Source organism: Nonomuraea sp. NPDC049486 (assembly GCF_040676925.1).
Classification (GTDB): Bacteria; Actinomycetota; Actinomycetes; order Streptosporangiales; family Streptosporangiaceae; genus Nonomuraea; species Nonomuraea ferruginea.
The window spans coordinates 218,327-234,319 of record NZ_JBFAPV010000007.1 but is presented as its reverse complement, the minus strand read 5'-3'; the positions used below and the strand labels follow the sequence as shown (position 1 = coordinate 234,319).

The following is a 15,993-nucleotide window of genomic DNA, read 5'->3' as shown; positions in this document are numbered from 1 at the left end:
CTCCGGCTAGAATAAAGTTCGGCCACCAGACAGGAGCATCGATGTTCGCATCCCCCGCCGACGTGACCGAGCGGCTCACCGCCGTCGACTATCTCTCCGACGACGCCATCTCCACCTCGGTGTTCCTGGCCGCCGCACTCGGCAAGCCGCTGCTCGTGGAGGGCCCCGCGGGCGTCGGCAAGACCCAGCTGGCCAAGGCCGTCGCCCAGGCCACCGGGTCAGCCCTGGTCAGGCTCCAGTGCTACGAGGGCCTGGACGAGGCGCGGGCGCTGTACGAGTGGAACTACAAGAAGCAACTGCTGCGCATCCAGGCCACCAGCGCCGACGACGACATCTTCACCGAGGAGTTCCTGCTGGAGCGGCCGCTGCTCAAGGCCATCAGGGCCGAGGAGCCGACCGTGCTGCTCATCGACGAGATGGACAAGGCCGACGTCGAGGTCGAGGGCCTGCTGCTGGAGCTGCTGTCCGACTTCCAGGTGACGATCCCGGAGCTGGGCACGATCGTCGCCAGGCGCAGGCCGTACGTGGTGCTGACCTCGAACGCCACCCGCGAGCTGTCGGAGGCGCTCAAGCGGCGCTGCCTCTACCTGCACATCGAGTACCCGACACCCGAACGCGAGCGCGACATCGTGCTCGCGCAGGTGCCGTCGCTGCCCGCCGGCGTGGCCGAGCAGCTCGCCCGCACGGTGGCGACGCTGCGCGCGCTGGAGTTGAAGAAGGCGCCGTCGGTGGCCGAGACCGTCGACTGGGCCCACACGCTGCTGGCGCTCGGGCGGGGCGACCTGGACGAGGAGACCGTGGCGGAGACCTTGGGCGTGGTGCTCAAGCACAACTCCGACCACGAGCGCGCCGTCAAGGAACTCGGGCTGGCCTGATGTCGCTCGTCGACAGGCACATCGGATTCGTGCACGCGCTGCGGGACGCCGGGCTGCCCGTGTCGCTGGCCGAAGGGCTGGACGCGGCGCGGGCGCTGCAGGTGATCGACCTGGTCGAGAGGGAGTCGCTGCGCGAGGCGTACGCGGCCACGCTGGTGAAGAAGCCGGCCAACCGGCCCGGCTTCGACGTGCTGTTCGACCTGTGGTTCCCGCCGACGACGAGCGGCCTGCGGCAGCGTGAGGACGTCGACCTGGACCAGGCCCCGGTCCCCGAGCTGCGCGAGCACCTGGCCGGGCTGCTGATGGACGGCACGGAGAGCGAGCTGCGCGCGTTCGCGCGGGCCATGGTGGGCCGTTTCGGCAGGCAGGAGGCGCGGCCGGGGCGGCAGAACTGGTTCTCCTACAGCGTGCTGCGCGCCCTGTCGCCCGAGACGCTCATGGCCGGCATCCTGCGCGAGGTGCTGGCCGGGCAGGAGCGCGGCGGGCTGGCCGAGAAGACCGCCCGGCAGCGGGTGAACTCGGGCATCAGGCGGTTCGAGGAGGCGGTCTCCGCCGACGTGCGCCGCCGCATCGCCGAGGACTCCGGGATCGAGAAGATCGCCCGCTCGGCCGTGCGGCCGCCGCTCGACCAGCTCGACTTCCTCCGCGTCACCAAGGCCGACCTGGCCCGGCTGCGCCGCGAGGTCCATCCGCTGGCCCGCAGGCTGGCCGCGCGGCTGACGATCAAGCACAGGAAGGGCAGGCGCGGGCGGCTGGACTTCCGCCGCACCGTGCGGGCCTCGCTGCAGAGCGGCGGCGTGCCGATGGACACCCATTTCAAGCCGCCCCGGCCGCACAAGCCCGAGCTGGTCATCCTCTGCGACACCAGCGACTCGGTGTCGTCGTTCGCGCACTTCACGCTGCTGCTCACGTACGCGCTGCGGGAGCAGTTCACGAAGGTGCGGGCGTTCGGGTTCGTGGACACCGTGGACGAGATCACCCGGTTCTTCCAGCCCGGCGCCGACGTGCTGGACGCGATGAGCCGGCTGGCGACCGAGGCCGACATGGTGCGCTTCGGCCGCACCAACTACGGGCACGCGCTGGAGACGTTCGCCGAGCGTTACGGCGACGCGATCGGCCCGAAGAGCTCCCTGCTCATCCTGGGCGACGCCCGCTCCAACTACCAGCCGCCCGCCCTGGAGGTGCTGAAGTCGCTGGCCGGCAAGGCCCGCCACGCGTACTGGCTGAACCCGGAGCCGCGCCGCCAGTGGGACACCGGCGACTCGATCGCCACCGACTACGGCACGGTGGTGCCGATGCACGAGTGCAGGAACGTGGCCCAGCTGACCGCGTTCATCGAGGACATCGCCTGACCCGTCGCCGGGCGGCGGGTCAGACGCGCTGCAGCTCGCGGGCGGCGGTGCGGGCCAGCAGCTCGATCTGCGCGGCGTCCAGCAGGGCCTTCTGGTTGGCCTTGATGTGCCTGGCCACCAGGCGCGGCTTGAGGAAGGTGACGCCCTCGGCCGTGAGCGAGCCGCCGCGCGGCAGCATGCCGCAGTGGACGGCCATCAGCGGGCTGATGGAGATCTGGATGCCGGTCTCGCGGCCGAGCAGCTCGGCGAACGCCTGCGCGGCGTCGCACAGCGGCTTGGCCGTTTTCGTGCCGTACTTCTCGCCGAAGAACAGCCGCCCGTTGTAGGAGGCGATCTCGGTGTCCGGGCTCCACGACTCGTTGTCGACGATCCACACCCCGCCCGGCCCGATCACCAGGTGGTCGATGGACGCCTGGTCCCTGATGGCGCGGCCGTCGAGCACGCGATAGCCCTGCCTGCCGAGGGAGCGCCGCAGCAGCCGGCCCGTGATGGCCTCGCCGCGCCGCCTGCCCCGCCAGACCGCGGTGGCCCGGAACGCGCGCCAGTCGAGCCACCAGTCGATGCCCGCGACGACGCCGCCGAGCGCGACGGCGTAGAGGACGGGCGCCGGAAGGGTGAACCGGAGCGCGATCGCGAACCCGGCGACGGCTCCCACCGCCGCCTTGACCATGCGGGAGCGGCGCCTGCTCTGGGCTCCCTCCCGCCAGAACTTCTCGTACCACCACTGCGGAGACGATCCTGTGAATTTCTCGTCCTGCTGCACGTAGATAGAGCCACCGGGCACGGCAAACTCCCCGAATGAAGATGTCGTGAAACCACAGGATCTGCTACGCCGAAGATCCCTCGCCGAACTAAGAGATACCCCATGCCGAAGCAAGGCGAGCCTAAGGTGACGTAATTGGTACCTCCAGGGCCACAATCAAGACGCTCAACCGACCAGTCGGTATGCTTGCCCCGTGAAAGATGAACCGGTACGCCAGCGGCTCCTCGGCGAGGCCACCAGGCTCTTCGCCGAGCAGGGCTTCGAGAGCACCTCGGTGCAGGAGATCGTCGTCGCGGCGGGCGTCACCAAGGGCGCCATGTACCACTACTTCGACTCCAAGGACGACCTGCTGCACGAGATCTACGCCAGGGTCCTGCGCATGCAGATGCAGCGCCTGACGCAGATCGCCGACAGCGGCGGCACGGTCGTGGAGCGGCTGCACCGGGCGGCCGCCGACGTGGTGGAGACCACGACGGACAACCTCGACGACTCCAAGATCTTCTTCCGCTCGATGCACCTGCTCGCCCCCGAGACCCGCAAGACCGTGCGGGCCGAGCGCCGCCGCTACCACGAGCGCTTCCGCGACCTGGTGCTGGAGGGCCAGCGCGAGGGCGTGTTCAGCGACCGGGTGCCGGCCGAGCTGGTCGTCGACTACTTCTTCGGCTCGGTGCACCACCTGGGCACCTGGTTCCACGCGGACGGGCCGCTGACCGGTGCCCAGGTGGGCGAGCACTTCGCCGACCTGCTGCTCACCTCACTCGGGGGCGGGCACCCCGGCGAGTGAGGCCAGCGCCTCCCGGTGGTCGCCCGGCGTGCCGAGCGCGACCTCCGCGGACTTGGCGCGCTTGAGATACAGGTGCAGCGGGTGCTCCCAGGTCATGCCGATCCCGCCGTGCAACTGCAGCGCCTCCTCCGCGGCGCGTACGGCCACGCCCGCGTTCCACGCCTGGGCCACGGCGGCCGCGACCGGCGTGTCCTCGGTGACGGCGTTGCGGGCGGCGGCGCGGGCGCGCACCACGTCCAACCACAGGTCGGCCAGCCGGTGCTTGATCGACTGGAAGGAGCCGACCGGCCGGGCGAACTGGTGACGCTCCTTGACGTAGGCCAGCGTGGTGTCCAGGCACCACTGCGCGACCCCGTACTGCTCGGAGGCCAGCAGCCCGGCGCCGAACCGCAGGACGGCCACCAGGTCCACGTCGCCCACGCGGGTGGCGCCCGCGCCGTCGAACGTGACGGTGGAGACCGGCCGGGTGAGGTCGAACGAGGTCTCCGCCCGCACCTCGGCGCCCTCCACGTGATACAGGTCGCCCTCGACCGGGACGAGCAGCACGTCGGCCACGTCGGCCCCGGCGACGCCGGTGACCGTGCCGGACAGCGTCCCGCCCGAGTGCCGCACCGACGCGCCGCGGTCGGGCCGGTACGGGGACGCGGCGAACGACACCGCCAGCGCGGCCGTCGAGCGCCCGTCGGCCAGCCGTTCGAGCAGCTCGCCCGCCCCCGCCTGGACGAGCGCGCGGGTGGCCAGCACCGAGCTGGTGAAGAACGGCACCGGCGCGATGCCGCGGCCCAGCTCCTCCAGCACGACGGCGGCCTCGCTGGCGGACGCGCCCGCGCCGCCGTACTCCTCGGGGACGATCAGCCCGGCCACGCCGATCTCCCCGGCCAGCGTCTTCCACAGGTCCGGGTCGTACGGCCGCGACTCGGCGCGCTTGAGCACCGCCGACGGCGGGCAGCGGTCGGCGAGCAGGTCGCGCACGGCGGCCCGGAGCTCCTCCTCGACCTCGGAATACAGCAGGCTCATCGCGGCAGGTCCTTCCAGGGCACGTCCTTGTCGATGCGGGGTTCCGAGGGCAGGCCGAGCACCCGTTCGGAGATGATGTTGCGCAGGATCTCCGAGGTGCCGCCCTCGATCGAGTTGCCCTTGGCGCGCAGGTAGCGGTAGCCGGGGCCGCGGCCGTAGAAGTCGACGGTCTCGGAGCGGCGGAAGGCGTAGTCGTCGTAGCCGAGGTCGCGCAGGAACTCCATCTCCAGGCCGGTCAGCGCCTGGTTGAGCTTGGCGAACGACAGCTTCATGCCGGACCCCTCTGGCCCCGGCTGGCCGGCGGCGAGCTGCTCGCGCAGCCTGGCGCCCGACAGGCGGGTCACCTCGGCCTCCACCCAGAGCGACAGCAGCCGCTGGTGCAGGTCGTGGGTGCGCAGCTCGGGGTGCTCCCGCCAGGAGCGCAGCACGCCGCCCACCATGCCGCCGCCGCGGGCGCCACCGCCGCCGCCGATGGCCACCCGCTCGTTCATCAGCGTCGTCTGCGCGACCCGCCAGCCGTCGCCGACCGCGCCCAGCCGCAGGTCGTCGGCGAGCCGGACGCCGGTCAGGAAGACCTCGTTGAACTCGGCCTCGCCGGTGATCTGCCGCAGCGGCCGAACGTCGACGCCGGGCGCCTGCATGTCGCAGACGAAGTACGTCAGGCCGCGGTGCTTGGGCACGCCGGGGTCGGTGCGGGTGACCAGGATGGCCCAGCGGGCGTGGTGGGCGCCCGACGTCCACACCTTCTGCCCGTCGACCACCCACTCGTCGCCGTCCCGGACCGCCCGGGTGGCGAGCGTGGCCAGGTCGGAGCCGGCGCCGGGCTCGCTGAAGAGCTGGCACCAGATCTCCTCGCCGGTCCACAGCGGCCGCAGGAAGCGCCGCTTCTGCTCCTCGGTGCCGAAGGCGAGGATGGTGGGCGCGGCCATGCCCAGGCCGATGCCCTGCACGCCGCCGTCGATCTGCGGGGTGCCGGCCAGCTCCCGCTCCACGACCGCCTGCATGTCACGGGAGAGCCCGAGACCGCCGAGCCCTTCGGGGAACCAGACCCAGGCCAGGCCGGCGTCGAACCTGGCGCGCAGGAACTCCAGCCGGTCGCCTGCCGGGTCGTTCTCACTCAGGAACGCGGCGACGCGTTCCTTGAGCCGTGCTTCGTCCACTCCAGCTCCTGTCGTCGGGGGATCACATGTGCTTCTTGAGCTCGCGGTAGGCCAGCGACCGCTTGTGCACCTCGTCCGGCCCGTCGGCCAGGCGCAGCGACCGGGCCCCGGCCCAGAGCCCGGCCAGCGGGAAGTCCTGGGAGACGCCGCCCGCGCCGTGCACCTGGATGGCCTTGTCGAGGATCCACTCCACGGTGATCGGGGTGGAGATCTTGATGGCCTGGATCTCGGTGTGGGCGCCCTGGTTGCCGACGGTGTCCATGAGCCAGGCGGTCTTCAGCACGAGCAGGCGCAGTTGCTCGATCTTGATGCGGGACTCGGCGATCCAGTCCTGCACCACGCCCTGCCGGGCGATCGGCTTGCCGAACGCGGTCCTGGCCAGCGCCCTGCCGCACATCAGCTCGACGGCCCGCTCGGCCATGCCGATCAGGCGCATGCAGTGGTGGATCCGGCCGGGGCCGAGCCTGGCCTGGGCGATGGCGAAGCCGCCGCCCTCCTCCCCGACGAGGTTCTCCGCCGGGACGCGGACGTCCTCGAAGAGGATCTCGGCGTGCCCGCCGTGGTCGGCGTCGTCGTAGCCGAAGACGCTCATGCCGCGCCGGATGTCCATGCCGGGGGTGTCGCGGGGCACCAGGATCATGCTCTGCTGGCGGTGCTTGGGCGCCTCGGGGTCGGTCTTGCCCATCACGATGAAGATCTTGCAGTTCGGGTTCATCGCGCCGGAGGTGAACCACTTGCGGCCGTTGATGACGTACTCGCCGCCGTCACGGACGATCGAGGTGGCGATGTTGGTGGCGTCGGAGGAGGCCACGTCGGGCTCGGTCATCGCGAACGCCGAGCGGATCTCGCCGTCGAGCAGCGGGCGCAGCCACTCCTTGCGCTGCCACTCGCTGCCGAACATGGAGAGCACCTCCATGTTGCCGGTGTCGGGCGCGGCGCAGTTGGTCGCCACGGGCGCCAGCCGCGGGCTGCGGCCCATGATCTCCGCGAGCGGCGCGTACTGGAGGTTGGTCAGCCCGGCGCCGTGGTCACCGGGCAGGAACAGGTTCCACAGGCCACGCTTCCTCGCCTCGTCCTTCAGGTCCTCGACGAGCGGCGGGACGCCCCAGCCGCTGGCCTTGGCCTGCTCCTCGAAGGCGGGCTCGGCCGGGTAGACGCACTCGTCCATGAACTGCAGCAGGCGCCGGCGAAGGTCTTCGGTGACGCTGTCGAAAGCGAAGTCCATGCCGGGAGCCTACCGACCGGCCGGTATGGCTGTCGACAGTGGTCTCCGCCAAAACCCGCCAGGTGGCTCTCTCCCGTACGGACCGGTCCCCCGTAAGGTCACCGCCATGACCGCACACCTTCCCGCACCCGTGACGCTGGAGAACGACGTCGTCCGGCTGGAACCCCTCTCCCCCGGCCACGTGCCGGACCTGTTCGCCGCGGGCGGCGGTGACGACGAGGTGTGGCGGTGGATGCCGATCGCCACCCCGCGCGCCGAGGAGGAGCTGGCGGCGGCCGCCCGGGCGCTGATCGAGGACGACAGGCATGTGCCGCTGGCCGTGTTGCTCAAGGAGACCGGGCGGGCGGTCGGCTGGACCGCCTACTGCGACGTGCCGGGGTTCGACGAGAGCGTCGAGATCGGCTGGACCTGGTACGGCCGCGCCCACTGGCGCTCGGCCGTGAACACCTCCTGCAAGCTCCTGCTCCTCGACCATGCCTTCGACAAGCTCGGCCACAACCGGGTGCTGCTCAAGACCGACGCGCTCAACCTGCGCTCCCAGGCCGCCATCAAGCGGATCGGCGGGCTGCACGAGGGCACGCTCCGCCGCCACCGCCGCAGGCCGGACGGCACCTGGCGCGACACGGCCTGCTTCGGCATCCTCGACGACGAATGGCCGTCCCACCGCGCCCGCCTCACCGGCTGACGCCCGGCCCGCCCCGCCGCCGTCCCGGTGTCAGCCCTGCCGCCGCCGGCTCCGGCCGGCGGCGCTCCGGCCGTCGCCCTGGTCGGCGAGCATGCCTCTCAGCAGATCCCGCACGCCGGCCCGCAGGTCGTCCGGCGACGGCTCGGCGCCCGCACCGGCGATGACGTCGAACATGACGCCCTCGGCGAACGCCACGAGCTGGCGGCCGTGCCGTACCGGATCACGCGAGCCCGCGGCGGCGAGCAGGGCGACGGCGGGATCGCGGAACCGGCGGCCCGCCCGGTCGTAGATCTCCCGCAGCTCCGGCCGCCTGGTCGCCTCCAGCGCCAGCTCGTAGCGGGCCAGCGTGCGCCGCCGGTCGCGCAGCTGGGCCGTCAGCACTCCGGCGAGCAGCTCGGTCAGGTCGGCGCCCGGCGGCGGCCCGTCGCCCATCGCCCCGGAGAACAGCCGCTCCTCCAGGTCGGTGAGCCGCGACAGGGTGAGCTCCAGGAGCGCGGCGCGGGTGCGGGCCACGTTGGACGTGGACCCGGGCGGCAGCCCGGCGGCCTCGTCGACCGCCCGATGGGTCAGCCCGCGCATGCCCCGCTCGGCCAGCAGGGTGATCGCCGCTTCCGCCACGGCCTCGGATCGCTTCACGGACCCCGATACTACGCTTGTAGTCCAAACTACGGGCGTAGTATGTTGCCACTACAGGAGTAGTGAGGGGATGGACATGAAAGCGATCGTCATCGGTGGCGGCATCGGAGGGCTGACCGCGGGTGTCGCCCTGGACCGCAAGGGATGGGACGTCACCGTCCTGGAGCGGACGCCGAAGCTCGAACCGGTCGGCTCCGGGCTGGCCATAGCGGTCAACGCGCTGCGCGCCCTTGACACCGTAGGGCTCGGCGACCCGGTGCGGGCGCGCGCCAGGATGCAGGGGCAGATCGGGATCCGCAGGCCCGACGGCCGCTGGCTCACCCACACCAGCGGCAGCGCGGCCGAGGAGCGCTACGGCGACCGGACGGCCGTGGTGCTGCTCCGCGCCCAGCTGGTGGACCTGCTGGCCGAGGCCCTCGGGCCCGACCGGCTACGCCTCGGCACCACGGTCACCGGCGTGGACGCCGCCACGGGCACCGTGCGGACGGACGCCGGCGAGTTCACCGGCGACCTGGTCGTGGCGGCCGACGGCATCCACTCCCCGACCCGCCGGGCGCTCTTCCCCGGCCATCCCGGGCCGGTCTACTCGGGGGTGACGGCCTGGCGCGGCCTGGCGCCCATGCCGGCCGCGACGTCGCGCAACAGCGAGACCTGGGGCCGGGGGCTGGTGTTCGGCGCGCACCCGCTGGACGAGAAGACGGTGTACTTCTACGCCACCGACGTCGCGCCCGCAGGCGGCGCCGCCGGTGACGAGAGGGCGGAGCTGGTGCGCAGGTTCGGCGGCTGGCACGAGCCGATCCCCGAGCTGCTGCGCACCGCCGACCCGGCCCACGTCCTGCGCAACGACCTCTACTACCTGCGCGAGCCGCTGCCCGCGATGCACGCGGGGCGGGTGGCGCTGGTGGGCGACGCGGCCCATGCGATGACGCCCCACCTGGGCCAGGGCGCCTGCCAGTCGATCGAGGACGCGGTCGTGCTCGCCCACCTCGCCGGGGGCGACCTGGCCGCCTACACCGAGGCCAGGCTGAGCCGCACCGCCGGGATCGTGCGCAAGGCCATGAGCATCTGCCGGACGACCAAGCTGCGCGACCCGCTCGCCGTGGCCCTGCGCGACCTGGGCATGTCGCTGGCCACGCGGGTCACGCCAGATCTGATGCTGCGGCAAATGGACGGGGTTCTGCGGTGGCGGCCACCGGCGCCGGCCGGGAGTGATCGGGTGCGAGACGGCCGAGCGTGATCGTGCCGGCGATGGTCAGCGCCGCCGCGCACACGGCGGGGATCGCGGTGGACGGGCTGGTCGGCAACGACTCGCCGAGCAGCAGCGCGCCGGCCATCACCGACGTGATCGGGTCGACCACCTGCACGCCCGCGTAGGCGATGCCGAAGTAGCCGACCGCGTAGGAGCGCTGCAGCAGCACCACCGCGAAGATCAGCAGCACCGGGATGGCCAGCGTGAACCAGTGGACCAGCCGCCCGAGGTCGCCCTCCAGGCCGCCCCCCACCACCCGGACGAACGTCGAGACGCTGGCCGTGACCGCGCCCGCGCCGATCGCCAGCAGCATCGCCCTGACCGGCCCGCGCACCCGGGCCGCGGCGACCTGCGTGGCCAGCGCGATCAGCGTGATCACGCCGATGAACCCGAGCGCGGCCCCGTCGCTCAGCCGGGGCGTGACGTCCTGGTGGGGCACCAGCATCATCAGCCAGAGCAGGCCCACCGCCACCGCGATCGAGCCGAAGATCTCCGCCTTGTACGGTTTGCGACCGTACATGAAGGCGGCCAGCGGCACCGCGAACACCAGCGTCGCCACGCTGATCGGCTGGACCGCCACCAGCGGCGCGAAGCTCAGCGCGACCGCGTGGAGGCACGCGCCGGTGAACCCGATGACGCCGCCGATCCACCATCGGGGGCGCCGCATCAGCCTGAGCGACGCACCCTCGGCCACGGCTTCGTACTGCTGCAGCGCCGCCCCCAGCGCGTATCCGAGAGCGCCCGCCAGCGCGATGAGCACGCCGATCCAGGTCATGGGCGTGCTCGGAGGGGAGGAGATCCTTGGAGCATTGCCCCAGCTTAGAGGGTACGCGCCAGCCCCGAATCATCCTTTAGGCCATTCTTCCCCTTAAGGGGGCCGTGATCTGGCCCTCCGGGTTCAGGACTTCTCTGGGCAGACGCAGAACGCGTGGCCCTCCGGGTCCTGCATCACGATCCAGCCCACGCCCTCGTCGGTGACGCCCGGCTGGAACTCCGGCCTGGTGGCGCCCAGCGCGACGTACTCCTCGACGGCCTTTTCCACGTCGGGCACCCGGAAGTCGAAGTGGAACTGCTTGGCGGGGCTGGGCCACGGGACCGGCTCGCGGTCGGGCACCCTGCCGAAGTAGATGTTGGTCGTGCCGTCGCCCACGGCGGCGTACTCGTCCTCCGAGTACTGGATGGGCAGGCCGGTCAGCTGGTGGTAGAACTCCGCCAGCTTCTTCGGCTCCGCGCAGTCGATGGTCGTGGCGAGGAGCTTCGCTTTCGTCGTCATGCTCCGCAGCCTGCCAGGCATACCTGCCAACTACTGTCAGGTACGGGCGGGGCCGCCCTTGATCCGCTTGAGGATGCGGTCCCACTCGGTGCCGAACGGGTTGTCCTGCACCAGGTAGGTCCAGGTGGCCTCGGGACGCTTCAGGTCGGGCTCGGGGGCCTGGAACGCCTCCAGCGACCGTCGCTCGATCTCCGCCTGGAGCGTCTTGTATTCGGCCACCGCCTCCCGCTGGAACTCGTCGATCGGGCTCATCCGGCCCAGCGCCCGCAGGTGGATGCCCTCGCGCAGGTCGTGCAGGAACGCGAGGTGCTCGGTCCAGCAGGTGTCGATGGCGTGCAGCACGATCTGACGGGCCGTCTCCTCGCGGGTGTCCTCCGGCGCCGCCGCCCACTCCTCGGGGTGGGCCGCGGCCAGCGCGCGGGCCGCCGAGTCGGTGTGGAGCACCTTGTCGCGCCACTCCAGGATGAGCTCGCGCTGCTGCTCGAGCAGCCGGGTGTATCGCCAGGTGTTGCGGTGGATCTGCAGGTTGACGCCCTCGGCGATGCGCTGGGCGTGACCGACGATGTAGGCGGCGCGGCGGTGGCGCACCAGGCCGTCGGGGTCGGCGGCGGGCGGCCGCTCGTCGGGCGCGAACTGGGTGACCAGCTCGTCCTCCAGGCCGACGAAGAACACCGAGCCGCCCGGGTCGCCCTGCCGGCCCGCCCGGCCGCGGAGCTGGTCGTCCAGGCGGCTGCTGGCGTGGCGGCCGGAGCCGATCACGTACAGGCCGCCCAGCTCAGCGACGCCCTCGCCGAGACGGATGTCGGTGCCGCGGCCGGCCATCTGGGTGGACACGGTGATCGCGTCGCGCTCGCCCGCCCTGGCGATGATGGCGGCCTCTTCCGCGTCGTTCTTGGCGTTGAGCACCACCGGTTCGAGGCCGCGGCGGCGCAGCAGGTCGGCGAGGTTCTCCGACTCGGCCACGTCGAGCGTGCCGATGAGGATGGGCCTGCCGGTTTCGTGCACCCGCTGGATCTCCTCGACCAGCGCCGACTCCTTCTCCGGCACCGTCGGGTAGATCCGGTCGGGCTCGTCCTCCCTGACGCACGGCCGGTTCGGGGGGATCACCGCGACCTTCAGCCCGTAGAACTCGCCGAGCTGCTCGTGCACCGCGACGGCGGTGCCGGTCATGCCGCACACCCTCGGGTAGCGCCTGATCAGGCCCTGGATGGTGATCGAGTCGAGGATCTCGCCCTTGTCGCTGGCGGGCAGCGCCTCCTTGGCCTCGACCGCCGCCTGCAGACCGTTCGGCCAGCGCTGCAGCACCGCCACCCGGCCGCGCGACGGGTTGATGAGCTGCACCTTGCCGTCGCGCACGATGTAGTCGACGTCGCGGGTGAGCAGGGCGTGGGCGTGCAGGGCGAGGTTGAGCTCGATCAGCGTGCCGGGCTCGTCCTGGTCGTAGAGCTCGACGTCCAGCCGCTTCTCGACCGTCTCGGCGCCTTTGGGCGTCAGGTAGACGTTGCGGGCCTGCTCGTCGATCTCGTAGTGGTAGCCGCGGACGAGTGTGCGGACCAGCACCGCCATCTCGGGCACGGTGTTGCCGGCGTCGGACGAGCCGGCCATCACCAGCGGCACCCTGGCCTCGTCGACCAGGACCGAGTCGGCCTCGTCGACCAGCGCCACCTCCGGCTCCGGCACGATCAGCTCGCTCGCGTCGGTGCGCAGCCGGTCGCGCAGCACGTCGAAGCCGATCTCGCTGACCGGCCCGTAGGTGATGTCCTTCGCGTACGCCTCGCGCCGCTCGGCGGGCGTGGAGTTCTGGTCGAGCCAGCCGACGGTGACCCCCATGGCCTCGTAGAAGGGGGCCATCCACTCGGCGTCGCGCCTGGCGAGGTAGTCGTTGACGGACATGACGTGCACCCGCCTGCCCTTCAGGGCGTAGCCCGCGGCCGCCATGGCGCCGGAGAGCGTCTTGCCCTCGCCGGTGGCCATCTCCGCGACCTTGCCGTCGAGCAGCGCGAGCGTGCCGAGCAACTGCACGTCGTACGGACGGAGCCCGAGGGTGCGGTCGGCCGCCTCCCTGGCGACGGCGCAGAACGCGGCCAGGTCGCTCATGTCGGGCCGGGGCAGCTCGTCGAGCGTCTTGAGGCGGTCGGCGTGCCCGGCGGCGGCCTTGACGACCTTCCGGTAGGGGCTCAGGTTCGCCCCTCCGGGGCGGTCCAGAAGGTTCCTGACGATTCCTGTTATCGAGGCCACAGTTCCTCCAACGCGCGCTTCGCCGGCGCCGTTCCCTCGCGCCGGGGCGCAGCGGTCCGCCGTACGGACCTTAACCCATACGACGGACCGCACTCACCCGTCCGCTAGCCCCGCGCCCGCCGGGCCGGGAACACCCCGGCCAGCAGCAGCAACGCGCATCCGGCCCAGCCCGCGGGGCCGGGTCGCTCACCGAGCAACGCCACCCCGATCAGGGCAGCGAAGGCGGCCTCGCCCAGGGAGACGATGGCGACGGTGGTGGCGCTCAGCGCGGTGAGCGCGCGGAAGAACAGCCCGTAGGCCAGCGCGGTGGGCACCGCGCCGAGGAACGCGAGCAGCGCCGCGCTCTCCCAGCTCAGCCGGGGCAGCACCCCGCCGGCCAGCGCGAACGGCAGCACGCACGCGGCCCCCACGAGGAACCCGGCCGCGGCGGTGGCCAGCGGGTCCCCCGGCTCCTCCGCCGTGCCGAGCCGCCGTGACAACAACGTCACCCCGGCGTAACCGAACGCCGACAGCAGCGCGAACCCGGCCCCGCCGAGCGCGCCCCCCGCCCCGGAGCCGCCAGGCGCCTCCGGGGAGCCCGCCATCAGGAGGGCGAGTCCCGTCAGGGCGGCCAGGAGTGCGGCGAGGCCGGACCGGCCGAGCCGCTCGCCGAGGAGAAGACGCCCGCCGAGGGCGGTGAACACGGGCGTCGCGCCCATGGTGATCACGGTGGCCACCGCGACCCCCGAGCGCGCGATGGCCGCGAAGTAGGCGGCCTGGTAGACGGCCATGCCCGCGCCGACGACCAGCACGTGGCGGTCCAGCCGCCAGGACGCCCCGCCGAGCAGGGGCAGGAGGAACGCGGCGCCGAGGAGGAAGCGCCAGAAGGTGACGTCGAGGGCGTCGAAGCCGCCCGCGGCGAACAGCAGGGATCCCGCCGCGCCGCCGGTGCCCCACGCAGCCGCGGCCGTGACGACGTACCCGGTGGCACGCCGGATGGACAGTTGGGTCATGACAGATCGCTCCGGATGGGAGTGGTGGAGAAGGGCCCGGATGCGGGCAGCAGCCACCCCCGGATCGGTCAGACCCGGAAAATCAGGAAATGCCGCCCGCTAGCGGGCGGGAGGAGGGGAGCAGATCAATCGCGGCACGGGCTCACCTTAGCCGGGACGGAAAGCAGCGTTCATCCCGAAATCGGCGAGCCCGCCCGGGGACATCGAAAAGGCCGCGCCCGGCGACGCGGCCCACGGCGGTCCCCCCGTGGCTCACGGCCAGGAGGTGTCACCCGCGGGCTCGACCGGCTTCTCCAGCACGGCCAGCCGTTCGAGCAGGGTCAGGAACGTGGCCGCGTACGGGGAGGACCCGGTCACCGCCGCGACCCTGGACCAGTCCACCTGCTCCCGCAGCGCCCTGACCTGGGGCAGCAGCGCGCCGTAGTCGCAGGCGTGCTCCGACAGCGGCATCAGCCAGGAGATCACCAGGTCCGTGGCCTCCAGGACCGGCACGATCACCGCCGACGCCTTCATCGGCTCGGCCCGGTTCAGCAACTCGTCAGTGACCGGGCGGTCGGACACCTTGAAGATCAGATCCACCAGCTTGCCGTCGTCGTACGCCTTGACCAGCCAGTCCTCGGGCGGCTTGGCCGTCCGGAAACCGATGCCCCGCAGCGCTTCCAGAGCCGCGGGCACGTCGTGCTCGGTGACCACGAAGTCCACGTCGTGCAGGGACGGCGCCGCGCCGCGCGCGTACGCGGCGCACCCTCCCGCCAAGGCGAATTTCACGCCCGCGTCCTTCAAACCGGAGCTCGCCCGTTTGAGCGTGTCAAGGATGGCGTCAGTGACCTCATGACTATGACTGCTCATGAGAGCGGGCTACCCTCAGGCCCTTCGAATAGGCCTGTCCCGGCGCGTGAACCGACGGCCGAAGGGTAGCCGCGACCCCATGACGGAGTACCTGGAAAAGACCGGGCAGGAGTACGAGGGCGAGCACGATCGTCCCCTGGGCACCTACGCCCGCATCATCGGCGTGTACGGGACGGTCGTGGCGGCGGCGGCCGTCGCGGCGAAGCTCACCGGCAGGCGGCCGCCGGAGCGGATCGGGCCGATGGACGTGGCCCTGATGGCGGCCTGCACGCACAAGCTCGCCCGCCTCCTGGCCAAGGATCCGGTCACCAGCCCGATCAGGGCGCCGTTCACCCGGTTCGAGGGCGTGAGCGGGCCGTCGGAGCTGAAGGAGGAGCCGCGCAACACGGTCGGCGAGCTGGTGAGCTGCCCGTTCTGCATCGCCCAGTGGGCGGCCACGGGTTACGCCATCGGCCTGGTGTTCGCGCCGCGCGCGACCAGGCTGGTGGGAGCGGCGATGACGGCGGTGGCCGCCTCCGACTGGCTGCAGTTCGCGTACGCCAAGCTCGCCAGGTCCGCCTCATGAAAGAGGAAAATATCGGCGGCACATCGAATGTTAAAGGTCCCGCCACGAGGGCAGTGGCTGTGTCATGGCTACTTTGCTCTGGATCATCGCGGTAATTCTCGTCATCGCCGGCATCTATGTGATTCTGGCCCGTCGCGATCTCCTCTGGGGGATCGTCCTGATCGTTCTCGGGTTCCTGGTCGGCCCCGGTGGGGTCAGCATCTTCAATGTGTAGGGCGTGTTCTGACGCCCCACACGCTCGTTCGTCGGGCCGGTGTTTATCACCGGCCCGATGAATTGCCATAAATGAAGAAGGAGTTGTACGCCGAAGAAGCCCTTCCCGGTCTCCGG

Annotated in this window: 17 protein-coding genes; 7 read left to right on the top strand and 10 right to left on the bottom strand. The window is 71.7% G+C overall.

All coding sequences use genetic code 11. From position 1 onward, the window contains the following. The first annotated feature begins 41 nt into the window (after positions 1-41). The gene (locus AB0K05_RS22015) at positions 42-875 is read left to right on the top strand and encodes a MoxR family ATPase (protein WP_148029597.1); all 834 of its coding nucleotides are present in this window, start codon (positions 42-44) and stop codon (positions 873-875) included. Then, the gene (locus tag AB0K05_RS22010; protein WP_219543768.1) at positions 875-2,227 is read left to right on the top strand and encodes a VWA domain-containing protein; all 1,353 of its coding nucleotides are present in this window, start codon (positions 875-877) and stop codon (positions 2,225-2,227) included. The genes AB0K05_RS22015 and AB0K05_RS22010 overlap by 1 nt, the downstream gene beginning before the upstream one ends. A gap of 19 nt (positions 2,228-2,246) precedes the next feature. Here the strand turns inward: AB0K05_RS22010 and AB0K05_RS22005 are convergent, their stop codons facing one another. Further along, positions 2,247-3,011 (bottom strand): nuclease-related domain-containing protein, encoded by a 765-nt coding sequence (locus AB0K05_RS22005; RefSeq protein WP_271275384.1) that lies wholly within the window; start codon positions 3,009-3,011, stop codon positions 2,247-2,249. A gap of 172 nt (positions 3,012-3,183) precedes the next feature. Between AB0K05_RS22005 and AB0K05_RS22000 the strand changes: the two genes are divergently transcribed. Beyond that, positions 3,184-3,774 (top strand): TetR/AcrR family transcriptional regulator, encoded by a 591-nt coding sequence (locus AB0K05_RS22000; protein WP_364231166.1) that lies wholly within the window; start codon positions 3,184-3,186, stop codon positions 3,772-3,774. Here AB0K05_RS22000 and AB0K05_RS21995 read toward each other — a convergent pair. The 3 genes from AB0K05_RS21995 to AB0K05_RS21985 are packed head-to-tail and all read right to left on the bottom strand — an operon-like array spanning position 3,745 to position 7,176. Continuing rightward, positions 3,745-4,791 carry an acyl-CoA dehydrogenase family protein gene (locus AB0K05_RS21995; protein WP_364231164.1) on the bottom strand — a complete coding sequence of 349 codons (1,047 nt, stop codon included), beginning with the start codon at positions 4,789-4,791 and terminating at the stop codon, positions 3,745-3,747. The genes AB0K05_RS22000 and AB0K05_RS21995 overlap by 30 nt on opposite strands. Then, positions 4,788-5,951, bottom strand: a complete 1,164-nt coding sequence (locus tag AB0K05_RS21990) for an acyl-CoA dehydrogenase family protein (RefSeq protein WP_148029592.1) — start codon at positions 5,949-5,951, stop codon at positions 4,788-4,790. The genes AB0K05_RS21995 and AB0K05_RS21990 overlap by 4 nt, the downstream gene beginning before the upstream one ends. Positions 5,952-5,973: 22 nt before the next feature. Beyond that, positions 5,974-7,176 carry an acyl-CoA dehydrogenase family protein gene (locus AB0K05_RS21985; RefSeq protein WP_271275385.1) on the bottom strand — a complete coding sequence of 401 codons (1,203 nt, stop codon included), beginning with the start codon at positions 7,174-7,176 and terminating at the stop codon, positions 5,974-5,976. 106 nt (positions 7,177-7,282) lie between these two features. Between AB0K05_RS21985 and AB0K05_RS21980 the strand changes: the two genes are divergently transcribed. Continuing rightward, positions 7,283-7,861, top strand: coding sequence for a GNAT family protein (locus tag AB0K05_RS21980; RefSeq protein ID WP_219543764.1), 579 nt, complete (start codon positions 7,283-7,285; stop codon positions 7,859-7,861). Between the two features lie 30 nt (positions 7,862-7,891). Here the strand turns inward: AB0K05_RS21980 and AB0K05_RS21975 are convergent, their stop codons facing one another. After that, positions 7,892-8,497: a TetR/AcrR family transcriptional regulator gene (locus tag AB0K05_RS21975; RefSeq protein WP_271275386.1), complete on the bottom strand. Its 606-nt coding sequence runs from the start codon at positions 8,495-8,497 to the stop codon at positions 7,892-7,894. A 76-nt stretch (positions 8,498-8,573) separates the two neighbouring features. Between AB0K05_RS21975 and AB0K05_RS21970 the strand changes: the two genes are divergently transcribed. After that, positions 8,574-9,734 carry an FAD-dependent monooxygenase gene (locus AB0K05_RS21970; RefSeq protein WP_364231160.1) on the top strand — a complete coding sequence of 387 codons (1,161 nt, stop codon included), beginning with the start codon at positions 8,574-8,576 and terminating at the stop codon, positions 9,732-9,734. Here the strand turns inward: AB0K05_RS21970 and AB0K05_RS21965 are convergent. From AB0K05_RS21965 to AB0K05_RS21945, 5 genes are all read right to left on the bottom strand, one after another. Then, on the bottom strand, positions 9,637-10,521 hold the full coding sequence (locus AB0K05_RS21965; RefSeq protein WP_148029588.1) for a DMT family transporter: 885 nt from the start codon (positions 10,519-10,521) through the stop codon (positions 9,637-9,639). The genes AB0K05_RS21970 and AB0K05_RS21965 overlap by 98 nt on opposite strands. Positions 10,522-10,644: 123 nt before the next feature. Then, positions 10,645-11,019: a VOC family protein gene (locus tag AB0K05_RS21960; protein ID WP_148029587.1), complete on the bottom strand. Its 375-nt coding sequence runs from the start codon at positions 11,017-11,019 to the stop codon at positions 10,645-10,647. A 36-nt stretch (positions 11,020-11,055) separates the two neighbouring features. Beyond that, positions 11,056-13,248 carry an accessory Sec system translocase SecA2 gene (secA2, locus tag AB0K05_RS21955; RefSeq protein WP_308248835.1) on the bottom strand — a complete coding sequence of 731 codons (2,193 nt, stop codon included), beginning with the start codon at positions 13,246-13,248 and terminating at the stop codon, positions 11,056-11,058. A gap of 113 nt (positions 13,249-13,361) precedes the next feature. Continuing rightward, a complete protein-coding gene (locus tag AB0K05_RS21950; RefSeq protein ID WP_148029586.1) occupies positions 13,362-14,249 on the bottom strand; it encodes an EamA family transporter in 888 nt (295 codons plus the stop codon). Between the two features lie 252 nt (positions 14,250-14,501). Next, entirely contained in the window at positions 14,502-15,098 is a 597-nt protein-coding gene (locus AB0K05_RS21945) for a nucleotidyltransferase (protein ID WP_148029585.1), read from the bottom strand. A gap of 79 nt (positions 15,099-15,177) precedes the next feature. Here AB0K05_RS21945 and AB0K05_RS21940 point away from each other — a divergent pair, with 79 nt between their 5' ends. Together AB0K05_RS21940 and AB0K05_RS21935 are read left to right on the top strand one after the other, a co-directional pair. After that, a complete protein-coding gene (locus AB0K05_RS21940) occupies positions 15,178-15,663 on the top strand; it encodes a DUF1360 domain-containing protein (RefSeq protein ID WP_148029584.1) in 486 nt (161 codons plus the stop codon). 64 nt (positions 15,664-15,727) lie between these two features. Further along, positions 15,728-15,877, top strand: coding sequence for a GPGG-motif small membrane protein (locus AB0K05_RS21935; protein ID WP_020543887.1), 150 nt, complete (start codon positions 15,728-15,730; stop codon positions 15,875-15,877). The last annotated feature ends 116 nt before the right edge of the window (positions 15,878-15,993 follow it).

Coding starts and splice junctions, on each gene's coding strand:
- AB0K05_RS22015 (WP_148029597.1), top strand. CDS start 42: ATGTTCGCATCCCCCGCCGACGTGACCGAGCGGCTCACCGCCGTCGAC.
- AB0K05_RS22010 (WP_219543768.1), top strand. CDS start 875: ATGTCGCTCGTCGACAGGCACATCGGATTCGTGCACGCGCTGCGGGAC.
- AB0K05_RS21995 (WP_364231164.1), bottom strand. CDS start 4,791: ATGAGCCTGCTGTATTCCGAGGTCGAGGAGGAGCTCCGGGCCGCCGTG.
- AB0K05_RS21985 (WP_271275385.1), bottom strand. CDS start 7,176: ATGGACTTCGCTTTCGACAGCGTCACCGAAGACCTTCGCCGGCGCCTG.
- AB0K05_RS21980 (WP_219543764.1), top strand. CDS start 7,283: ATGACCGCACACCTTCCCGCACCCGTGACGCTGGAGAACGACGTCGTC.
- AB0K05_RS21970 (WP_364231160.1), top strand. CDS start 8,574: ATGAAAGCGATCGTCATCGGTGGCGGCATCGGAGGGCTGACCGCGGGT.
- AB0K05_RS21965 (WP_148029588.1), bottom strand. CDS start 10,521: ATGACCTGGATCGGCGTGCTCATCGCGCTGGCGGGCGCTCTCGGATAC.
- AB0K05_RS21960 (WP_148029587.1), bottom strand. CDS start 11,019: ATGACGACGAAAGCGAAGCTCCTCGCCACGACCATCGACTGCGCGGAG.
- AB0K05_RS21950 (WP_148029586.1), bottom strand. CDS start 14,249: ATGACCCAACTGTCCATCCGGCGTGCCACCGGGTACGTCGTCACGGCC.
- AB0K05_RS21945 (WP_148029585.1), bottom strand. CDS start 15,098: ATGAGCAGTCATAGTCATGAGGTCACTGACGCCATCCTTGACACGCTC.
- AB0K05_RS21940 (WP_148029584.1), top strand. CDS start 15,178: ATGACGGAGTACCTGGAAAAGACCGGGCAGGAGTACGAGGGCGAGCAC.
- AB0K05_RS21935 (WP_020543887.1), top strand. CDS start 15,728: ATGGCTACTTTGCTCTGGATCATCGCGGTAATTCTCGTCATCGCCGGC.